Annotated in this window: 18 protein-coding genes; 8 read left to right on the forward strand and 10 right to left on the reverse strand. The window is 32.7% G+C overall.

Going from position 1 to position 20062, the window contains the following annotated elements; translation table 11 throughout:
- The first annotated feature begins 262 nt into the window (after positions 1 to 262).
- The gene (locus NAT47_RS00005; protein ID WP_250579279.1) at positions 263 to 685 is read left to right on the forward strand and encodes a flotillin family protein; all 423 of its coding nucleotides are present in this window, start codon (positions 263 to 265) and stop codon (positions 683 to 685) included.
- A 102-nt stretch (positions 686 to 787) separates the two neighbouring features.
- Positions 788 to 1483, forward strand: coding sequence for a zinc metallopeptidase (locus NAT47_RS00010; RefSeq protein ID WP_250579280.1), 696 nt, complete (start codon positions 788 to 790; stop codon positions 1481 to 1483).
- Between the two features lie 200 nt (positions 1484 to 1683).
- Here the strand turns inward: NAT47_RS00010 and NAT47_RS00015 are convergent, their stop codons facing one another.
- The gene (locus tag NAT47_RS00015) at positions 1684 to 3054 is read right to left on the reverse strand and encodes a saccharopine dehydrogenase family protein (protein WP_250579281.1); all 1371 of its coding nucleotides are present in this window, start codon (positions 3052 to 3054) and stop codon (positions 1684 to 1686) included.
- Positions 3055 to 3177: 123 nt separating this feature from the next.
- Here NAT47_RS00015 and NAT47_RS00020 point away from each other — a divergent pair, with 123 nt between their 5' ends.
- Together NAT47_RS00020 and pckA are read left to right on the forward strand one after the other, a co-directional pair.
- Positions 3178 to 3564 (forward strand): DUF423 domain-containing protein, encoded by a 387-nt coding sequence (locus tag NAT47_RS00020; protein ID WP_250579282.1) that lies wholly within the window; start codon positions 3178 to 3180, stop codon positions 3562 to 3564.
- Between the two features lie 69 nt (positions 3565 to 3633).
- On the forward strand, positions 3634 to 5259 hold the full coding sequence (gene pckA, locus NAT47_RS00025) for a phosphoenolpyruvate carboxykinase (ATP) (protein WP_250579283.1): 1626 nt from the start codon (positions 3634 to 3636) through the stop codon (positions 5257 to 5259).
- A gap of 69 nt (positions 5260 to 5328) precedes the next feature.
- Here pckA and NAT47_RS00030 read toward each other — a convergent pair whose 3' ends face one another.
- From NAT47_RS00030 to NAT47_RS00040, 3 genes are all read right to left on the reverse strand, one after another.
- Positions 5329 to 5661, reverse strand: coding sequence for a hypothetical protein (locus NAT47_RS00030; RefSeq protein ID WP_250579284.1), 333 nt, complete (start codon positions 5659 to 5661; stop codon positions 5329 to 5331).
- Positions 5662 to 5810: 149 nt separating this feature from the next.
- Positions 5811 to 6560, reverse strand: a complete 750-nt coding sequence (locus NAT47_RS00035) for a uroporphyrinogen-III synthase (RefSeq protein WP_250579949.1) — start codon at positions 6558 to 6560, stop codon at positions 5811 to 5813.
- Positions 6561 to 6577: 17 nt separating this feature from the next.
- On the reverse strand, positions 6578 to 7243 hold the full coding sequence (locus tag NAT47_RS00040; RefSeq protein ID WP_250579285.1) for a DUF4271 domain-containing protein: 666 nt from the start codon (positions 7241 to 7243) through the stop codon (positions 6578 to 6580).
- Between the two features lie 103 nt (positions 7244 to 7346).
- Here NAT47_RS00040 and NAT47_RS00045 point away from each other — a divergent pair, with 103 nt between their 5' ends.
- Genes NAT47_RS00045 through NAT47_RS00055 form a run of 3 tightly spaced genes read left to right on the forward strand, consistent with a single transcriptional unit; the run spans position 7347 to position 9792 of the window.
- Positions 7347 to 8069, forward strand: a complete 723-nt coding sequence (locus tag NAT47_RS00045; protein ID WP_250579286.1) for a polyprenol monophosphomannose synthase — start codon at positions 7347 to 7349, stop codon at positions 8067 to 8069.
- The gene (locus tag NAT47_RS00050) at positions 8069 to 9415 is read left to right on the forward strand and encodes a dihydroorotase (protein WP_250579287.1); all 1347 of its coding nucleotides are present in this window, start codon (positions 8069 to 8071) and stop codon (positions 9413 to 9415) included. The genes NAT47_RS00045 and NAT47_RS00050 overlap by 1 nt, the downstream gene beginning before the upstream one ends.
- Positions 9415 to 9792, forward strand: a complete 378-nt coding sequence (locus NAT47_RS00055) for a DUF4296 domain-containing protein (RefSeq protein WP_250579288.1) — start codon at positions 9415 to 9417, stop codon at positions 9790 to 9792. The genes NAT47_RS00050 and NAT47_RS00055 overlap by 1 nt, the downstream gene beginning before the upstream one ends.
- On the opposite strand, the gene NAT47_RS00060 is transcribed toward NAT47_RS00055, so the two are convergent.
- Positions 9773 to 10765, reverse strand: coding sequence for an NAD-dependent epimerase/dehydratase family protein (locus NAT47_RS00060; RefSeq protein ID WP_250579290.1), 993 nt, complete (start codon positions 10763 to 10765; stop codon positions 9773 to 9775). The two genes, NAT47_RS00055 and NAT47_RS00060, sit on opposite strands and share 20 nt — an antisense overlap.
- Positions 10766 to 10943: 178 nt before the next feature.
- On the opposite strand from NAT47_RS00060, the gene tyrS reads away from it, so the two are divergent.
- Positions 10944 to 12233, forward strand: coding sequence for a tyrosine--tRNA ligase (gene tyrS, locus NAT47_RS00065; RefSeq protein WP_250579292.1), 1290 nt, complete (start codon positions 10944 to 10946; stop codon positions 12231 to 12233).
- Here tyrS and NAT47_RS00070 read toward each other — a convergent pair.
- From NAT47_RS00070 to NAT47_RS00090, 5 genes are all read right to left on the reverse strand, one after another.
- Positions 12226 to 13206 (reverse strand): LuxE/PaaK family acyltransferase, encoded by a 981-nt coding sequence (locus NAT47_RS00070; RefSeq protein WP_250579294.1) that lies wholly within the window; start codon positions 13204 to 13206, stop codon positions 12226 to 12228. The genes tyrS and NAT47_RS00070 overlap by 8 nt on opposite strands.
- A gap of 193 nt (positions 13207 to 13399) precedes the next feature.
- The gene (locus tag NAT47_RS00075) at positions 13400 to 15292 is read right to left on the reverse strand and encodes a T9SS type A sorting domain-containing protein (protein WP_250579296.1); all 1893 of its coding nucleotides are present in this window, start codon (positions 15290 to 15292) and stop codon (positions 13400 to 13402) included.
- A gap of 210 nt (positions 15293 to 15502) precedes the next feature.
- On the reverse strand, positions 15503 to 15841 hold the full coding sequence (locus NAT47_RS00080) for a T9SS type A sorting domain-containing protein (protein ID WP_250579297.1): 339 nt from the start codon (positions 15839 to 15841) through the stop codon (positions 15503 to 15505).
- Between the two features lie 106 nt (positions 15842 to 15947).
- A complete protein-coding gene (locus tag NAT47_RS00085) occupies positions 15948 to 17123 on the reverse strand; it encodes a hypothetical protein (protein WP_250579298.1) in 1176 nt (391 codons plus the stop codon).
- A 125-nt stretch (positions 17124 to 17248) separates the two neighbouring features.
- The gene (locus tag NAT47_RS00090; RefSeq protein ID WP_250579299.1) at positions 17249 to 19972 is read right to left on the reverse strand and encodes a TonB-dependent receptor; all 2724 of its coding nucleotides are present in this window, start codon (positions 19970 to 19972) and stop codon (positions 17249 to 17251) included.
- Positions 19973 to 20062 lie beyond the last annotated feature (90 nt).

Consider the following 20062-nt stretch of genomic DNA (forward strand, 5'->3'; position numbering starts at 1 on the left):
GAAAAAGCTTGCCTTAATTGCAGTTGTAAACAAACTATTAAAACAAGCTTTTGCGATTGCAACAAAAAAAGAATATTATTCAGTGAAAATTAACTAAAATAAATTTGGAAAAAAACACAGTTCATTCTGAACTTGTTTCAGAATCTATATTTTATAACCGCAGACTCGCAGATTTTAATCTATGAGTCTGCGGTTTTTTCTTCTCTTTTTTGTAACTTTTTTCATTTTTTACGTATAATAGGTAAAACTAAAACTATAAAAAATGGAAAAAAGAAATTTAGGAAAATTAGCTTTCGGAATTGTTTTTACGGTGATTTTTATCATTGGTGCTCTAATGTTTGGTTTGCCAAGATACAACGTCTGGCAACAAGAAATGGCAGGAAAAGCGGAAATGGCTAAAGCCGAACAAAACCGTAGAATTTTAGTCGAAGAAGCTAAAGCTAAATTAGAAGCCGAAAAATTAAATGCTCAGGCAGAAATTGAACGTGCAAGAGGAATGGCAGAAGCAATGAAAGTAGAAAACGGAACCTTGAGCGAAACCTATAATCAATATTTATTTATCAGAACTTTAGAAAAGTTAGCCGATAAAGGCGATTTGCCTCAAATTATTTATGTGCCAACAAACGGAATGGTTCCTGTAATGGATGTTTCTAAAAAGTCTCCTGTAAAACAAATGCAAGAGTAGTTGTTTTTAGAAATATTTAACGAATGCCAATTTGACATTTTGTAACTTTGGCTTGCAGTTTGATTAAAATTAATTAAATTTAAAAAATTAAAAAAAATAGGTATGTTAGGATATTATGTTATGATTGGAGCTATTGCTCTTGTAAGTTGGATAGTAAGTTCTCGTTTGAAGAGTAAGTTTAAATACTATTCAAAAGTATCACTAAGAAACGGAATGAGCGGTGCAGAAATCGCTGAGAAAATGCTTCACGATCACGGAATTTTCGATGTAAAAGTAATTTCAACTCCAGGAAGATTAACCGATCATTATAATCCGATGGATAAAACCGTAAATTTATCAGAAGCAGTTTACAACCAAAGAAATGCGGCCGCGGCTGCTGTTGCGGCTCACGAAGTGGGGCATGCTGTGCAACATGCGCAAGCCTATAGTTGGTTAACCATGCGTTCTAAAATGGTTCCAGTAGTAAATATTTCTTCCAGCATGTCGCAATGGTTAATTATGGGTGGTTTGATTTTAGGTTTCGCTTCTAAATCAAGTATTGGTTTTTATGTAGCGGTTGCAGGTTTAATTTTAATGGCAATTGCAACAACGTTCAGTTTTGTTACACTTCCAGTGGAATACGATGCAAGTAACAGAGCTTTAGCTTGGTTGAAAAATAAAAATATGGTAAGCCAACAAGAATATGCTGGTGCCGAAGATTCGTTAAAATGGGCAGCTAGAACTTATGTAGTGGCAGCTTTAGGAGCTTTAGCATCTTTATTATATTGGGCTTTCCAAATTTTAGGTTCTAGAGAATAAACTCAATTTGTGTAAATTAGAAAATCCGTCATACATTCAATTTGACGGATTTTTTTGTTGATTACATTTCAATTTGTTAGTGATTTGCTTTCATTGTCAATTGATTTGATTTGAAAGTAAAAACAGAATCAATTTCAAACGCAATAAAAAAAATCCGAAATCGTAACTGATTTCGGATTTTGTAAATTATAGAATAGTGTTTAATTTTTCACATTCAACGAATTGTAACCCAAATAAGGAACTTCTATTTCTTTGAAAATTACGCCGTAATCTTCTAATTCTTTTAAGATGGGATTATATACTTCTTTAGTAATTGGTAGTTGAACTCCAGGAGTTGTAATTTCTTTGTTTAAGATTTTCAATGTTGCAATAGCTACTGGTAGACCAACCGTTTTTGCCATAGCTGTGTAGGTTTGGTCATCACCAATGCAGACCATAGTCGAATCAATTTGTTTTTTCTCACCATTTAATTCGTAGCCAAACTTGTGATACATCACAATCATGTCTTTGTCATTAGGTTCTAAAGCCCATTTTTCAGCTAATATTTTTTCTAAAATTTGAGCTGGAGTCGCTTTAACTAATCCTACTTTTTTGTTTGGATTGAATAAATCGATTTCCACTAATTTGTCCCAAATGATATCATCTTGATCAATTTTTTGTGCATGGCGTAATTTGATTTCAACAGTATCCGTTGGATGATAAGGTAAAAATGAATTCGTAAATTCACGATACGTCATGTTTTCTGAGTTGTCAATGGTGTACGAATCATCGGTCATACCCAATTGTACTAAAATATCCCAAGCTCTTGAATACCCCACTCTTCTTATGGTTCCTCGGTAACAAGTTAAAGCGTCGTCTAAACCATAAACACTTCTATATTTTAGAGAATCACGATTTGCGTATGCTTCAAATCTTCCGTAGCCTTCTACTTCTAAAAATTCCGTTCTTCTAAATAATTTTGAATAAGGAATGTATTTGTAATTTCCTTCTTGAATAAACTTTGCAGCTCCTCCTTGTCCAGCTAAAACTACATTTCTTGGATTCCAAGTGAATTTATAATTCCACAAATTAGTATCGCTTTCAGGGGCTACTAATCCTCCACAGAATGATTCGAATAAAATGATGTTACCACCTTTTTCGCGAATTTCATCTAGTACTTTCATGGCGCTCATATGGTCGATTCCTGGGTCAAGCCCAATTTCGTTCATGAAAACCAATCCGTTTTCTTTAGCTGCGGCATCTAATTCTTGCATTGCCGGGCTAATGTAAGATGCGGTTACCATATGTTTTTTAAAAGTAATACAATCTTTCGCAACTTCTAAATGCAAATGAGCTGGCAACATTGAAACTACAACATCTGCTTTTTGAATTTCTTCTTTTCGTTGTGCTTCATTAAAAATATCAAAAGCTATCGCTCTAGCATTTTTATGATTGTTGATTTTTTGTTTTGCCAAATCTTCTGATAAGTCACCAATTGTAATCTGAAGATTCTCGGCTTCAGAATGGTCTATTAAATATTTTATAAGAGAAGAAGCAGAACGACCAGCTCCAATGACTAAAATATGTCTCATTTTCTTAAATGTAAAAATATCACACGAAGATAGCTAAATGTTATATTCATAAAAATAATTTCTTCATTTATCTGATAATTTAACATAAAAACTTTTGCTATATTTGATAAAAAATTTGAAAAAATGGATAAGAAAATACTATTAGTTGCTGCTTTTTTAGGTGTAACTGCAATTATATTAGGGGCTTTTGGTGCACATGCGTTAAAAAAAGTACTTTCGTTAGAGCAATTGGCAACATTTGAAGTTGGGGTGCGTTATCAAATGTATCATGCGTTGTTTCTTTTGTTTTTAGGAAGTTTTGCTTTCTTAGGAGAAAAAGAACGTACCATTATTTTTTATTTAACAATTACTGGGGTTTTGTTTTTTTCAGGCTCTATTTATTTTTTGGCAACAAATACAATTACTAATTTGAAGACGAAATTTTTAGGACCTATAACGCCTGTTGGAGGACTATTTTTAATAACTGCTTGGGGGTATTTATTTTATTCCATGTTGACTAAAAAACAATAATTAAAAAGGTTATCTAAAATTAAATTTATAATTTTGCACTTTATTTAAAATACAACATAACACAATTTTATGGATACAAATGCTAAAACTACGAAATCGATTTCGTTAGAACAGTATGGAATCGTTAATGTTTCTGAAATCATATACAATCCTTCATACGATTATTTATATAATGAAGAATTAAACCCGGCTTTAGAAGGTTTTGAAAGAGGTCAGTTGTCAGAACTTGGCGCAGTAAACGTAATGACTGGTGAATTCACAGGTCGTTCTCCTAAAGATAAATACATTGTTAGAGACAGCGTTACAGAAAACACAATTTGGTGGAATTCTGATAAAGCAGCTAACGATAACAAGCCAATTTCTCAAGATACTTGGAATGCTTTAAAAGAAACTACGGTTAAGCAATTATCAAATAAAAAATTATACGTTGTTGACGCTTTTTGTGGAGCAAACGAAAACACTAGACTGAAAGTTCGTTTCATCATGGAAGTAGCATGGCAAGCACACTTTGTGAAAAACATGTTCATTCGTCCAACAGAAGCTGAATTAGAAAACTTTGGTGAGCCAGATTTCGTGGTAATGAACGGTTCAAAAACAAGTTTCAAAGATTATGCAGCTCACGGATTAAATTCGGAAGTATATGTTGCATTCAACTTAACTGAGAAAATCCAATTAATTGGAGGAACTTGGTATGGAGGTGAAATGAAAAAAGGATTGTTCTCGATGATGAACTATTACTTACCATTACAAGGAATTGCTTCTATGCACTGTTCGGCTAACAAAGGAAAAGATGGCGATGTGGCTGTTTTCTTCGGATTATCTGGAACAGGAAAAACTACGTTGTCAACTGATCCAAAACGTGAATTAATCGGAGACGACGAACACGGATGGGATAATGATGGTGTTTTCAATTTCGAAGGTGGATGTTATGCAAAAACTATCGATTTAAGTAAAGAAAACGAACCAGATATTTTCGGCGCTATCAAAAGAGATGCGTTATTAGAAAACGTAACCGTTGATGCTAACGGAAAAATTGATTTCAAAGATGGTTCAGTGACACAAAATACACGTGTTTCTTATCCAATTTACCATATTGATAACATCGTAAGACCGGTTTCTAAAGCAGGTCATGCTACTAAAGTTATTTTCTTAACAGCAGATGCATTCGGAGTAATGCCTCCAGTTTCTAAATTAACTCCAGAGCAAACGAAATACTATTTCTTATCAGGATTTACAGCTAAATTAGCAGGAACTGAAAGAGGAGTAACACAACCAGAACCAACATTCTCAGCTTGTTTCGGAAAAGCATTCTTGTCTTTACATCCAACTAAATACGGTGAAGAATTAGTTAAGAAGATGGAGCAACATAATGCTACAGCTTACATGGTTAACACAGGTTGGAACGGAACAGGAAAACGTATTTCAATTAAAGATACAAGAGCAATTATCGATGCTATTTTAGATGGTTCTATTGAGAACGCAGAAACTAAAACAGTTCCAGTATTTAATTTTGTAGTTCCTACTGCTTTACCAAATGTAGATACTAACATTTTAGATCCAAGAAATACCTATGCTGATGCTGCTGAATGGCAAACTAAAGCAGAAGATTTAGCGTCAAGATTCATCAAAAACTTCGTTCAATATACAGACAACGAAGAAGGAAAATCATTAGTGGCAGCTGGTCCTCAATTATAATCTAAGAAAATTATATAATAAAAAGTCCCGAAATTTTCGGGACTTTTTTTTGTAAAAAAAATATATTATTTAATCTCTAATTATTTTAATACTTATGTCTTTTATATTGTCAATTTTAGAAATATTAATATTTTGACACTTATTTTTTTTAATTGAACGCTTTATTTTTTTCATAATTGGTTTAGTTAGATAATAAAATGATTTATCACTTTCAATTATGATTTTATAAATCTTGTTTGACTTAGATTCAATTTTCACTATTAACTTACCATTAGATAATTCTTCATATATACTTCTGTCTATAATAGTGTTATTTATTTCTTCACAAGTAAAATATTTTTCATTTTGTGAAAAAAGATTAGCAGAAATAAAAAATAGTATAAAAATTATTGCTTTTTTCATTTTGATTTCTTTAAAATGTTTTGAAAATATAACAAATAAACGAAATATTTTCAAATTCATTGCTTTAGGTTTTCTATAGTATTTCTTGAATTTCAAACAAAAAACCCAAACTCTTTCGAATTTGGGTTTTGTATTTTCGGGTGTATTTTTTATTTTCCTTTGTTAACTTCGGCTACATATTTTTCTAAAGCTCCTGTCATCGATGGCGTTCCAGGACTTGGTGCCATAATGTCAACACGTAAACCGTGTTCTAAAGCTTCTTTTTTAGTGGTTTCGCCAAAAACAGCAATTCTAGTATTGTTTTGTTGAAAATCAGGGAAATTTTTAAATAACGATTTAATTCCTGTTGGGCTAAAGAATGCTAAAATATCGTAATAAACATCTTTCAAGTCTGATAAATCACTCATTACTGTTTTGTAGAAAATACCTTGTTTCCATTCTACTTTTAAACCATCTAACGTTTGTGGAACGTCAGCGTTTAATTGGTCTGTATTTGGTAATAAGAATTTTTCGTCTTTGTATTTTTTAATTAGCGGAGCTAAATCAGCGAAGTCTTTTTGACCCACATAAATTTTTCTCTTTCTGTATACTACGTAACGCTGTAAGTAGAAAGCAACGGCTTCAGATTGACAGAAATATTTTAAATCTTCTGGTACTTTGTAGCGCATTTCTTCAGCCACTCTAAAAAAATGATCAACAGCATTTCTACTTGTCAATATGATGGCAGTATAATTATTTAAGTCGATTTTTTGAGCACGAACTTCTTTGGCAGGAACACCTTCTACGTGAATGAAAGGTCTAAAATCAACCTTAACTTTCAGTTTATTTTGAAGCTCAAAATATGGAGAATTTTCTACTTTAGGCTCTGGTTGTGAAACTAATATTGTTTTCACTTTCAAATTTGACATATTTCTCTCTAATTTTTTGTAAACCAATTATAAATAAAATAGTAAGGCGCTATTTCAAGCGTGCAAAGATACAAAATAAAATAAAACATTTTACGGATTAATAAATTTTGATATAATTTCAATGCAACCAAGTAGGTAGTAATGTTTATCGTGATAAGGGTTATTAACAATGTCCAAAAAAACCATTCCGAATCGAAAGAATTGTAGAATAAAATTATGTTGATAGGCAATAAAATGAATCCAAAATAAGCTCTGTAATTCACTTTTAGTAAGTTGAATTGCTCGTTAAATTCTTCTATTTTAAATGCTGTTGCAATTATTTTTTCAATTAAGAATTTAGATAGAATAAAAACACTTAAAAATGTGAAGATTTGAATATAAACAATTAAATCTGTTTTTTCTGCTCTATTAAATTGATTTAAAACCAATAGCGTAAAAAACGAAAATGAAATTAACTGCAAAACAAACATCGAAATGGTAAATCCACTCATCAAGTTACTACTATCGCGATAAATTTTGGTGTATTTATCGGAATATGCCAAACGAATAAACTCATTGAATCGTACAGAAGAAATGGTTTTGTTAATAGCAATTATAGCCACGCAAATCACGAACAAGATGGTAGCCCAGTCTTTGCTTTCTATTATTCTATCGTGTAATTGAATTGCTAACATATGGCTGCAAAATTACAAAAAATACCATCACTTTTATTATTATAAAATTATTAAGAATAGTCAACAATAAATAGCTTATTTTTGCATTTGAAATAAAGAATTTATGACTCAGGGTATTGTAATTATTCCAACATTCAATGAAATTGAAAATATTGAAACTATCATAAGGGCTGTTTTTGCTTTGTCAACACCTTTTCATGTTTTAATTGTAGATGATAATTCCCCTGATGGAACTGCTCAAAAGGTTAGGGAATTGCAAAATGAATTTTCTTCACAATTGTTTCTAGAAGTTCGTATGAAAAAAGCGGGATTAGGAACCGCTTATGTTCACGGATTTAAATGGGCTTTGGCTAAAGGATATGATTACATTTTTGAAATGGATGCTGATTTTTCTCATAATCCTAATGATTTAGAGAAGTTATTGGCAGCTTGTGAAAATGGTGCTGATGTTGCTATTGGGTCTCGATATTCAAATGGTGTTAATGTGGTAAATTGGCCGTTGAGTCGTGTTTTACTTTCTTATTTTGCCTCAGTTTACGTTAGAATGATTACAGGTATGAAAATTGCCGATGCTACAGCAGGTTTTAAATGTTATCGTAAACAGGTTTTAGAGAACATCAATTTAGATAAAATAAAATTTGTTGGATATGCATTTCAAATAGAAATGAAATATCGTGCATTTGTAAAGAATTTTAAAATTATAGAGGTTCCAATTATTTTCACTGATAGAACCAAAGGTCAGTCAAAAATGAGCGCAGGAATTATTAGAGAAGCTGTTTTAGGCGTCATAATGCTGAGATTACGTAAAATATTTAATAGATTATAATGAGTACTGTTTTAATTCGAAATGCCAAAATTGTTAATGAAGGAGCTATTTTTGAAGGGGATATTTTAATTGAAAGTGAATTCATTAAGGAGATTTCTGAAAAAATTAGTCCAAAATCATCCGATTGTGTTATCATCGACGCAGAAGGAAACTATGTTATGCCAGGTGCAATAGATGATCAAGTACATTTCAGAGAGCCAGGGCTCATGCATAAAGGAAACATTGAGTCAGAAAGTAGAGCTGCCGTAGCTGGGGGTGTAACCTCATTTATTGAGCAACCTAATACGGTGCCAAATGCGGTTACTCAAGAACTTTTAGAAGATAAATATCAAATTGCTGCTCAAAAATCATTTGCGAATTATTCGTTTATGATGGGAGGAACCAATGATAATCTTGAAGAAATTTTAAAAACAAATCCAAGAAATGTAGCGGGAATTAAATTGTTTTTAGGTTCTTCAACTGGGAATATGTTAGTAGATAATCCAGAAGTTTTAGAAAAGATTTTCTCTTCTACAAAAATGTTAATCGCGGTTCATTGTGAAGATGAGGCTACTATCAAAGCTAATACTCAAAAATATAAAGATGAATATGGTGATGATATTCCTATGAAATACCACCACTTAATTCGTAGTGCAGAGGCTTGTTATTTGTCTTCGTCTAAAGCAATTGAATTAGCAAAAAAAACGGGTGCTCGTTTGCATGTTTTTCATTTATCAACAGCTAAAGAAATGGAATTGTTTACCAACAAGATTCCGTTAGAACAAAAGCAAATTACGGCTGAGGTGTGTATCCATCATTTGTGGTTTACCGATGCTGATTACGAGACTAAAGGTTCATTAATCAAGTGGAATCCAGCTGTAAAAACACAAACAGACAAAGACGTACTATGGAAAGCGTTATTAGATGATAGAATCGACGTAATTGCAACCGATCATGCTCCTCATACTTTAGAAGAAAAATGCAATCCCTATATGACATGTCCTTCTGGTGGACCATTAGTTCAGCATGCTGTTGTAGCAATGTTTGAAGCGCATCATCAAGGAAAAATTTCAATTGAAAAAATTGTTGAGAAAATGTGTCACAATCCAGCTAAAATTTTCAAAATTGAGAAACGCGGTTTTATTCGTGAAGGATATTATGCAGACTTAGCAATTGTGAATACGCATTTGCCTTGGAATGTTAAAAAAGAAAATTTATTATATAAATGTGGTTGGTCTCCTTTTGAAGGATATAATTTTAAATCGAGAATTACACATACTTTTGTGAACGGTAAGTTGGTTTATCAAAATGGAAAGGTAAAAGAAATAAAAGCGGGCCAACGTTTATTATTTGAAAGAGAGGCATAATGAAACAATTATTATTTCTATTTATTAGTTTGTTAGCGGTTTCTTGTTCTAAGAATCCCGTGCAGAAGCCAGACCCTCTTTTAGAGGAAGAGGTAATGGTAGATATTATTTACGATATATCTTTAATACAAGCAATAGAGGGTTCTATGCCGAATAGGTTGTTGGAAAATAATATAAAGCCTGATCAATTTATTTTTGAAAAATATAAAATAGATAGTACTATTTATCGTCAGAATCAATTGTATTATGCCGCTGATGCTAGAATTTATAAGAGAATTTATAAAAAAGTTGCTGAGCGATTAGAACAAAATAAAATTAAAAATTCAAACGGTTCTCCATCTTCTGCTGTAAATATGGCTACTGAAGTTTCAGAATAGCTTTTAAATACGTTTCTTTTTTTTGAAATGTAACGTGTAGTTCTTTTTTAATTTTTGAAGTCGAAAATCGAGTCGTGGAATGTGAAGAATTGGCGGTGCTTCGGGTTAATTTTCTTTTGCTATTAAGTAATTTTGAAGTCAACCAATCCATTCGCCACGCGATTGATGTCATCCATTTTGTAGCTTCGATAGAAGGTCTTTTTACTTGTAATTCATCTGCAATAAAATGGAGTAAATTTTTTGTTGATATGTTTTCGCCCACTAAGGTGTATCGTTCTCCGTTGATATTGCTTTTCATCAACTCAATCATGCATGTTACAACGTCTTCAACTGATACAATTCCAATAGTTCCTTGAGTGTAAAACGACAATCCTTTTTTAACAGATTGGATAATAACATCACTTCCTTTTTTTGGAAAACCATAACCAAAAATAATACCCGGATTTACAATTACAACCTCTAAGCCTTCTTGATAACCGCGATATACTTCCATTTCGGCACCATATTTCGTTATAGCATAATCACTGTGTATTTCTTCCGGATTCCAATCGGTTTCTTCTGTAATCGTGGTTTCGTGTTCTTTTGGATTTCCTAAAGCGGCGATTGAACTCACATGGCAAAGCTTTTTAACGCCAAAATCGATAGAACAATTTACAATATTTGCAGTTCCTTCAATGTTGATTTTTCTTAGTTCTTCTTCATCATTTGGGTCAAATGAAATTAATGCAGCACAATGGTACACATAGGTAACATTCTGAAAGGCAATTTCTAAAGAAGGAATATCGGTGATATCGCCTTTCACCCAATGAATTTTATCAAAAAGATTGGATTGATTATAAAATGTAAAAACATTCTTTACTTTTTCAATTTGCTTTTCTGAACGAAATAAAGCCTTTACTACTTCATTTTCTTGAAGAAGTTTTACTAGTAAATGCGAACCTACTAAGCCTGTTGCTCCTGTGACTAAAATCATGTGGTAAAGATAAGATTTTTTGAGAAGATAGAATATAGATATTAGAAGTTAGAAAATAGACTTGACTTTATTATTGATTTTTGCATTTGAAATTGAACTTGAATTTGCCCTTGAATTTTGAATAAAACTTTTAAACTTTTAAACTAAAAACTATCTTTGCTCAAATTATTTAAGAATCATGAAAAATTTTATTGAAGAAGTGACTTGGAGAGGAATGCTCCACGACGTAATGCCAGGCACAGAAGAACATTTGATGGAGCAGATGCGTGTGGCGTATGTGGGGATTGATCCAACCGCCGATTCATTGCATATAGGACATTTAGTAGGAGTGATGTTGTTAAAACATTTCCAATTGAGTGGTCATAAACCCTTGGCGCTTGTAGGTGGAGCAACCGGAATGATTGGTGATCCATCAGGAAAATCTAATGAAAGAAATTTGTTAGACGAAGCTACTTTGCGTCATAATCAAGAAGCGATTAAAGGACAATTGGCTCGTTTTTTAGATTTTACTTCTGCGGAACCTAATGCTGCTGAGTTAGTAAACAACTACGATTGGATGAAAGAATTTTCTTTCTTAGGATTCATTCGTGATGTGGGAAAACACATTACGGTGAATTATATGATGGCGAAAGATTCAGTTAAAAAACGTTTGTCTGGAGAAACTTCAGAAGGAATGTCGTTTACGGAGTTTACTTACCAATTAGTACAAGGTTACGACTTTTTACATTTATATCGTGCCAAAAATTGTACGTTACAAATGGGCGGAAGTGACCAATGGGGAAATATTACTACTGGAACGGAATTGGTTCGTAGAATTGAATCTGGTAAAGCGTATGCGTTAACTTGTCCGTTAATTACAAAAGCGGATGGAACGAAATTCGGAAAATCAGAAGGTGGCAACATTTGGTTAGATGCGGAAAGAACTTCGCCTTACAAATTCTACCAATACTGGTTAAATACTTCGGATGTTGATGCTGAAAAATACATTAAAATTTTCACGTTCTTAGATAAAGAAACAATTGAAAAGTTAATCGCTGAACATAACCAAGCGCCTCATTTAAGAACATTACAAAAACGTTTGGCAGAAGAAATTACCATTATGGTGCATTCTAAGGAAGATTTAGAAAATGCAATTGCTGCTTCAAATGCGTTCTTTAGTCCGTCAATGGATGAATTGAAAAAGTTAGATGAGAAAACGTTTTTAGAAGTGTTTGATGGCGTTCCTCAAGCTGAAATTTCTATGGATGATTTGAATGCAGGCTTAGATATGATCGCTGCATTAGCTGCTAAAACCAACTTCTTAGCTTCTAATAGTGATGCGCGTAGAGAATTGAAACAAAACTCAATTTCCTTAAATAAAGAAAAAGTTGGGGAAGATAAAATCATTACAAAAGAAGATTTGATTAACAATCAATTCTTGTTGTTGCAAAAAGGAAAGAAAAATTATTATGTAATTAAGGTTAAATAACCATAAGATTACAACCCCGAATATCAGAATGATCAAAACGTCCCAACACTTCGAAAGAATGGTTGGGATATTTTTTTCCCAAATCCTGAGTAGCAATAAACGAACACGAATTGATATTAGCCAAATCAATCACGTTAATTCCGCCTGTTTTTCCTTCGGAAACATAAGTCAAGGCATCCTCAGTGTCGCGAATTAAAATTTGCATCCAAGGCGGACATTCGAAAATTCCATCGCCTAATGAATAGGCTTGGGAAAGTAATTCGGTCATACCATATTCGGAATGAATTTTAGAAACTCCAAATCCATTACATAAAATAGTGTGTAATTCTTCGCGAATCATTTCTTTACGTTTGCCTTTCATGCCGCCGGTTTCCATTATGATGGTGTTTTTTAGTTGGAATTTTTGCTTCTCAATTAAATCCAATAAAGCATAAGTAACGCCAATTAAAATTACATTTTGTCCTGAATTATCCAGTTCAATTAATTTTGAAATCAATTCATCATAATTATTCAAATAGAATCCAGAGGCTGAATGATTGCTGCTTTGAATTAAATCTTCCACCATGTAAATCAATGATGAACCTTCGCGTTCTAAATAGGAGGGAAGTAAGGCTAAAACACAATAATCTTCAATATTACCATAGAATTCTGAAAAACCTAAGCGGTAACTCATTTCGTACCAACTTACATCAGTAACTAAATGTTTACTGGTTTGCATTCCTGTTGTGCCGCTACTTGTAAAGGTTTGTTGAATGAGTTCAGACGAACTTAAAACGTCATGACTTTTAAAAAACTGAATGGGTAGAAAAGGAATTTCGGTTAAGGATTTCACATTGTTTTTGTCTTTCTTCAAGAAGTTGCAAAATTGTTGGTACACCAAATTATTATCGTACTGATGGCGAAATACTTTTAAAGTAATTTTTTCAAATTCTTTTTTAGAGCTAATTTGGAAAATATCTTCTTGTGAAATCATGGTGCAAAAATAGAAAGAAATGTTCTTTTGACCGCAGATTCGCAGATTTTTGTTTTATGTTGAAATCTGTCTGAAATTATAGAATTTATTTGGATAAATAGGTTTGTTTGGGTAATAATTTATATGAAAAAAGCACCAACTTTCGTTGATGCTTTTTCTATTCTTGTCATGCTGAATTCAGTTCAGCATCTAATTATTGGATAACTAATTTTCTTGTAGCTGTTTTTCCTTCTTCAGTAACCTTAACCATGTAAACACCAGCATTTAAACCAGAAACGTTTACGGTGTTATTCATTACATTGGATTTTAAAACTTCTTTACCTAATACATCAAAAATTTGAACTGACATAACTGCATTAGCAGTAGAAGTTAAGAATAAAGTATCCCCTTTTAATGGGTTTGGATACATGGTTAAGCCTTCGATTGCATCGAATGATGATGATGAAAGTGTAAAGTTAGGAGTTGTTGAAATTGTTAACTCGTCTACAATCATAGCTGGAGTTGCTCCTGCTGCGTCTTGTCTTAAAACGAAATTAGCAATACTATCAAAGGTAGCAGTAGGAGAAAAAGTCATAGTTGGCGTCGCATTACCACCAATAGTTGGATTTTCATATAAAGCTAGCAAATTATTCGTAAAATCATATCTAAGTACAAGGTATTGTGTGGTGTTAATGTTGTATAAGTTTGAAGACCAAACAATATCAGTTGTTGTATTAGAGTTGTTAATACCGAATTGGTATTGAGTACCATTAGTTGTTCTAATCCAAATTCTACCTGAAAATGTATTTGTAGCATTAGACAATGTTGCAAAATATGACTGTCCTGTGGTTGAAATTCCAGTTAAATCAGTTACGCTAACTAAGAATGATGTAAATAAATCACCTGAAGTGGTGCTTGTAAAAGGTGTTCTAGTATCGCTTCCAGCTCCAATAAACGATACAGAATTACCTGTTGAAGTAATACCTGTGTAATTTAGGCTTCCAGAAACTGCTAAAATCTCATCAGCACCAACAGAGGTATTTGTCCAAAATTGAGATGTACTCAGTGCTGTACCAACAGTATAATTGAAAGGTTCGTTGAAAGGGAGTGTATTAGTTACTTTACATTCTGGAGCTGTTATCAAGCTTGATAAAGAACATGCACCAGTTACAGTTAAGGTAACATTAGTGTTTTCATTAATTCCTGTGATAATTATATTACCTGAAGCAGTTGTTGATGGGTTGTCGCCAGAAATTGTTCCTGATGTGGTCGATAATGTATAGGTTCCTGTATTACCTCCAGTAAAAGGAATTGTAGCTGTATAAGTGTCAACTGATGAAGTAATTGCGTCACACAATGTTGTTGCTGAAGCTAATGATAATGAGCAAGCAGTAGTATTAAACCAAGTAGAATAAACTCTTAACCCATCTATTGTGACATTTGGTGAACTGCCTGAAGTAGCAAATTGTCTTAAATAAACACCAGCAACACTTGCTCCTCCTGAACCAGAAGCAGTTACAAGTGGTGTGCCAGCTAAAGCTTCAGTAGCAGGTATTCCACTAGGAAAAACCCATAAACTAACAGGACTAGCAGTTGATACACCATATTTAATGACCACTAGATATGTAGTGTTAAGGTCAAAATCTGTTGTTGAATAAGTAGCAGCACTATTTCCAATTCCAAAATTAATTTTTCCGCTTGTAGCCGAAGGTCTTGTGTATAATCTTGAAAAAAAAGTAGAGGTTCCAGTTCCTAAGCTTAAATAATATCCATCAACTGCGGTCGTTACATTTACTAAGAATGAAACGTATAAATCTCCAGAGGTAACAGGAGCTGCAAAAGCTTTGTTTACATCTTCACCATTATTATCTAATCTAGCGGCATTGCCAATTGCAGCAGCAGTGAAGCCTGTTAATCCTGAATAACCTGTGTAAGTTAGACCGTTTGACGCACCAACATCTATAGCTTGGCTTCCTGAACCACTATGAGCTGTCCATCCGTTAGCGGTAAGTAAAGCATTGTCAGTGTAATTAAAGTCGTCAGATAATAACTGTCCAAAAGACAAAGTACTAACTGCGATTAATAATAAAGTGTAAAGTTTTTTCATGTCTATATGAATTAAAATTGAGTACAAAGATAAAAACAAATTAAATTTCTTACTAATAAAAAGATGTTAAGTTTAAATTAATTTTGTGTTTTTGCTTTTATAATTACCTAAAAAACACGTTTTTAATAAGTTTTTTTATTAACAAAAGTCATTAGAGTAGTAAAAACTCAAGCTTAATATTCAATTTAAGGTTTTAATTTTAGAAGGAAACTAATTAATAATTAGTTTTCTTGTTGCGGTTGCATCGCCTTCTTTTATTTTGATGATGTAGACCCCAGCAGCCAAATTACTCACATTTACTTCTTTAGAAGTAATAACCGTCTCTAATACTTTTTTTCCAAGTACATTAAAAATTTCTACTTTTTTGTCTAAAGACGATTTAGTAGTAATGTAAATTTTTCCAGAGTTTACGGGATTTGGGTAAATGGCTAAGCCTTCAATTGTAGGTTCTTGAGTTTTTGTTGCCCCAAAAGATTTACTGTCCTGAGCTTGTAAGTCAAGAGAAAATAAGGTGATAAAAAGGAAAATATAAAAGTATTTTTTTTTCATGAGCAATTAATAGATTGTAAAGATAACTATTTTTTTATTAGCAAATACGATGCCAAACAAAAAATCCCTCATTAGAGGGATTTTCGTTTTGTTTTTGTGAGGTTTTTTAGAAACCTGTAGTCCATCCTTGAGCCCAAGTAGGTAAAGTTTCACCATTACCAGCTCCTGTTGCAGAAGTGTTTTCAGTGTAAACGCCATCAACATTTACGGCTGTTCCAGCTGTGTTTTTACCTACCGCTTTATTTGTAACGTTAACAAATTTCACATTAGTTGCTTTTAAATCTGTACCTACAAAACCAACTGATTCGTCGTGTTGTACATCAAATCCTGTAGTCCAATTAGCTAAAACTACGTTATCGAATTTAGCTTTTGTCCCTACTCTTAATTTCATTCCTTGGTTTTCATTACCAGTACTAGATCCACTACTAATTAAAGTTAAATTATTGATTGTTGGATTTGAAATCGGAGTTGCTAAATGGTTGTTAGAATTGTTGTCAGCTTCAACTCCTCTGTTACCAGCATTTGTTCTTTTACCATACCAAAAGTTACCAGTTCCTACCCATCCTTCAGTCCAATCAAATAAGTCATCCCCTACCATTGTAGAAGTGTTGTACACTACTAGGTGACTTGCATTTACTGTTCCACCAAACCACTCGATACCGTCGTCAGAACCTTCGTAAATTTGAACATAATCGATAGTTGTTCCACTTCCTACACCAAATAATGATAATCCATTAAATTCTTTATCTGCATTGTAAGCATATCCAGAATATTCAATTCTTAAATATCGGATGCTTCCTGAATTATCAGCTGCAATTGTACCTCCATAAGTTAAGTCAGACACTTCAGCAGAAGCAGTTAAACCTTTGTTGATAGGTGCTTTACCACAGATAACAAGACCACCCCAAGCTCCTGGGTTAGTAGTTTCAGCGGTCATCACTACTGGTTTAGTTGCTGTACCTTGTACGTTTATTTTACCACCTTGAGCTACAGCTATGTAACGAATTGCTGGAGAAGTTTCAGATGGAGAAGATGCAACAATTCTAGCACCAGCCTCAATTGTTAAAGTTGCACCATCTTTTACGATTAATCTTCCTGTTAAATTATACGTTTGGTTAGCTCTTAAAATAACTTCACCATCGTTGATGTCACCTTTTAAGTCGTTTTGTACTAATACAAAAGTTGATGAAGTGTTTGAACTATCGTCACTTGAACATGACGTTCCTAATGTAGCCAATGCTAATACTGCTACGCTTAAGAATTTTGATACTGTTTTTTTCATTGTGTTGTTTTGTTTTGATTATTGTGTTGCAAATATTTTATTTTTTTGCTTGAAATGTGTTAAGCTAAGGTTATTCAATCATGAAATTTTTATTGCTAAAACATTGATTAATGTTAAGTTATGATTTAGAACTGATAACTTAATCCTAAGCTTATGTTAGCACCTCTTTTGTATGATAATACAGTAATGTCGTGAGATGTATTTTCTTGAACTCTGTTGAACGTTGGATTTAATATGTTTTTAGCAACAAAGCTTAATCCCATGTTTTTGTTTAATTTAGATTTAAAGATGAAATCAAGTGTTCCCATACCTTTATCTACTAAATTTCCTTTTTGTTCTACACCAAGAGCGTATAATCTGTCAGAGTAGTACGAATATGCTAACGTTCCAGTAATGTTGCTGTCGTTTTTGTAATTTTTTGTAAAAGTTACGTCAGCATTCAACAATAAGTCAGAAGCTCCAGTAAAACCTGATTTTGAATCTGTTAAGTTGATGTTGTAATTGGTTTCATTTCTAACTTTGTCAGAATTTAGCTCTTGATCTGTCTTCATGTAAGAAACGTTTAAACCAGCTGAAAGTTTTGTATCGTCATCATTAGTTTTGAAAATGTTTTTTCTTGTTTCTAATTCAAGACCCATTACATAACCATAGTCACCTGTGTTGATGAAAGAGATATCGTTTGTTGAAGATGCTAGTGTAATTTCGTTTATTGGATCTAAAATATATTTACCAAAAGCTGTTACAGAGATTAACTCATCTTTTTCTGGGAAAAACTCCCATTTAATATCTCCATTAAAATTTTGAGAAGGATATAAAAATGGGTTACCAATTTTTACTTCCGTTACATCTTCATAAATGAAAAGTGCTCTCTCTTTGAACTGAGGTAAAGTATATGTTTTACTAGCTCCAAAGCGAATATTTTGTTTTTCGTTTACTACATATTTTAAAATGGCGTAAGGTAAAAACTCATTTCTATCAAACGAATTTGAAGCACCTTCTGCATCAAACTGAGTTTTCCATTCTACTTTTTGATTAACTTTTTCAAAACGCATTCCAGCAGTAGCACTTAACTTGTCAGAGAACTCATATTCTACTCCTGTGTAACCAGCATGAATAAATTGTTCACCATTATAAGTTTGAGGTCTAGTAGAACCGTTGAAAGTAGATACAGAAAACAGTCCGTTGTTAAAATTTGTTTGGTTGAAAAATTGATCTAGGTTGTTAGGATCAATAGTAGTATTAAGTTCAGCACCACTTATAGGAAAATTAAATTGAATTGCTTCAAAATCTCTAAACTTGAATCTTCCATTATATCCAAATGTTAATTTTCCATTCGTTTTATCTTCACTATTTTTTCCAAACTTGTAGCTCAAAACTAAATTAGTAGCTGTTTCGTTTTCTGTTAAATTTTGAAAATATCTGTGATTGTCTGTAGTAGTAGCTTGAGCTAATGAGAATTGATTTGCATTTAGTGCGCTGTCAAATTTATTTTGAGTTCTGTCTGGCATATCGCTTTTAATTGTGTTGTATGACATTCCCCAATCAAAGTTAAATCGATCTGTTATTTTGTGTGTTCCTAAAAGTTGATTAACAAATAATGAATTTTGAATATATGTACCACGAATAACCATTAAATCAACTTCTTCATAATCACGATCAGAACCAAGATACTTATCTCTAGATTGCTCTGAAGAATTTACAAAAAGTGAATTGTAAGTAATTTGATGGTTATTATTTAATTTGTAAACAGCACTTAATATACCGGTAGTATTCGTTTTGTAAGCAAATTTTGTTTGATGAAATGATTTTAATTTAGCGTCTTGAGCACTAACGCTTTGGTTGATGCCTTCTCTAAATTCATAACCATTCGAAAAACCAATATTAGTAAAAAGATTTAATTTACCTTCACCAACTTGAAATGATTTACCAGCTTTTAATCCTAAACTTCCAGCAAAAGGAGTTTTTTCTACTGGGTTTAAGCTGTTTTGATATCCATAACTACCTAGTGGATTAGAAGGTATATTAGTATTTGTGAAACCTAAGAATTTAGGACCATCTTGTAACATAAATTCGCTGTTTTTTTCCACAGCGTTAGTATTGATGCCTGAACCAACTGAAAATTCTAGTAAACCTTTTCCTGTGTAATTTTTAGACGTGATGTTTACATTTCCACCTGCAAAATCTCCTGATATTCTAGAAGAATAAACTTTGTCAATTGAAATGTACTCCACAATGTCAGTAGAAAATAAACCTAAATCTATATTCTTTTTTTCAGGATCATTAGACGGTACTGGTAATCCATTTATAGAAGTTGAATTGTAACGATCTCCTAAACCTCTCACATAAACGTTTCCAGAACCTTCTTGTTTACTAACTCCAGTTGTTTTTGCTACAGCTGAAGCAACATCGGAAATTCCTTTCTTAGCAATTTCTTCAGCTCCAATACTTTGTTTGATCTCAACAGCCTTTTGTTGTTCCTGTAATAAAGCACTTTCTTTTTCTTTAGAAGCAATTTTGATAATTTCAATATCACCTAGTTCCACACGGCTTGCTGCTAAAGTGTGGTTAATTTTTATTGTTTCGTTGGCTTTTAAAGTAAATGGAATTTCTTTTGTTTCGTATCCTAAATACCCTATGATTAATGTGTAGCTGCCTGGATCGAGAGAAATAGAATATTTTCCATTTTCATCAGTTGCAGTCCCTTGTTTAGTTCCTTTTACCAAAATGTTAGCAAAAGGTAAAGGTTCGTTGTTAAATTCTTTGTCTAGAATTACTCCAGTTACAGTTCCTTTTTGAGCAAATAGAAAAGCTGTAAAGAAGAAAAACATTGATAATAAGCGTAGTTTCATGTTGTGTTGTTAAATTTTAATGCAAAGGAACTGCTAGTTTGTTATAGCAATGTTAGTAACTTGTTATGAATTGGTTGCGAATGCGTTACG

Origin of the sequence: Flavobacterium fragile (genome assembly GCF_023634865.1) — a bacterium.
Lineage (GTDB): Bacteria > Bacteroidota > Bacteroidia > Flavobacteriales > Flavobacteriaceae > Flavobacterium > Flavobacterium fragile.

Coding starts and splice junctions, on each gene's coding strand:
- NAT47_RS00075 (WP_250579296.1), bottom strand. CDS start 15,292: ATGAAAAAACTTTACACTTTATTATTAATCGCAGTTAGTACTTTGTCT.
- NAT47_RS00060 (WP_250579290.1), bottom strand. CDS start 10,765: ATGATTTTAGTCACAGGAGCAACAGGCTTAGTAGGTTCGCATTTACTA.
- NAT47_RS00070 (WP_250579294.1), bottom strand. CDS start 13,206: ATGATTTCACAAGAAGATATTTTCCAAATTAGCTCTAAAAAAGAATTT.
- NAT47_RS00015 (WP_250579281.1), bottom strand. CDS start 3,054: ATGAGACATATTTTAGTCATTGGAGCTGGTCGTTCTGCTTCTTCTCTT.
- NAT47_RS00085 (WP_250579298.1), bottom strand. CDS start 17,123: ATGAAAAAAACAGTATCAAAATTCTTAAGCGTAGCAGTATTAGCATTG.
- NAT47_RS00055 (WP_250579288.1), top strand. CDS start 9,415: ATGAAACAATTATTATTTCTATTTATTAGTTTGTTAGCGGTTTCTTGT.
- NAT47_RS00020 (WP_250579282.1), top strand. CDS start 3,178: ATGGATAAGAAAATACTATTAGTTGCTGCTTTTTTAGGTGTAACTGCA.
- NAT47_RS00040 (WP_250579285.1), bottom strand. CDS start 7,243: ATGTTAGCAATTCAATTACACGATAGAATAATAGAAAGCAAAGACTGG.
- NAT47_RS00030 (WP_250579284.1), bottom strand. CDS start 5,661: ATGAAAAAAGCAATAATTTTTATACTATTTTTTATTTCTGCTAATCTT.
- tyrS (WP_250579292.1), top strand. CDS start 10,944: ATGAAAAATTTTATTGAAGAAGTGACTTGGAGAGGAATGCTCCACGAC.
- pckA (WP_250579283.1), top strand. CDS start 3,634: ATGGATACAAATGCTAAAACTACGAAATCGATTTCGTTAGAACAGTAT.
- NAT47_RS00090 (WP_250579299.1), bottom strand. CDS start 19,972: ATGAAACTACGCTTATTATCAATGTTTTTCTTCTTTACAGCTTTTCTA.
- NAT47_RS00050 (WP_250579287.1), top strand. CDS start 8,069: ATGAGTACTGTTTTAATTCGAAATGCCAAAATTGTTAATGAAGGAGCT.
- NAT47_RS00010 (WP_250579280.1), top strand. CDS start 788: ATGTTAGGATATTATGTTATGATTGGAGCTATTGCTCTTGTAAGTTGG.
- NAT47_RS00005 (WP_250579279.1), top strand. CDS start 263: ATGGAAAAAAGAAATTTAGGAAAATTAGCTTTCGGAATTGTTTTTACG.
- NAT47_RS00045 (WP_250579286.1), top strand. CDS start 7,347: ATGACTCAGGGTATTGTAATTATTCCAACATTCAATGAAATTGAAAAT.
- NAT47_RS00080 (WP_250579297.1), bottom strand. CDS start 15,841: ATGAAAAAAAAATACTTTTATATTTTCCTTTTTATCACCTTATTTTCT.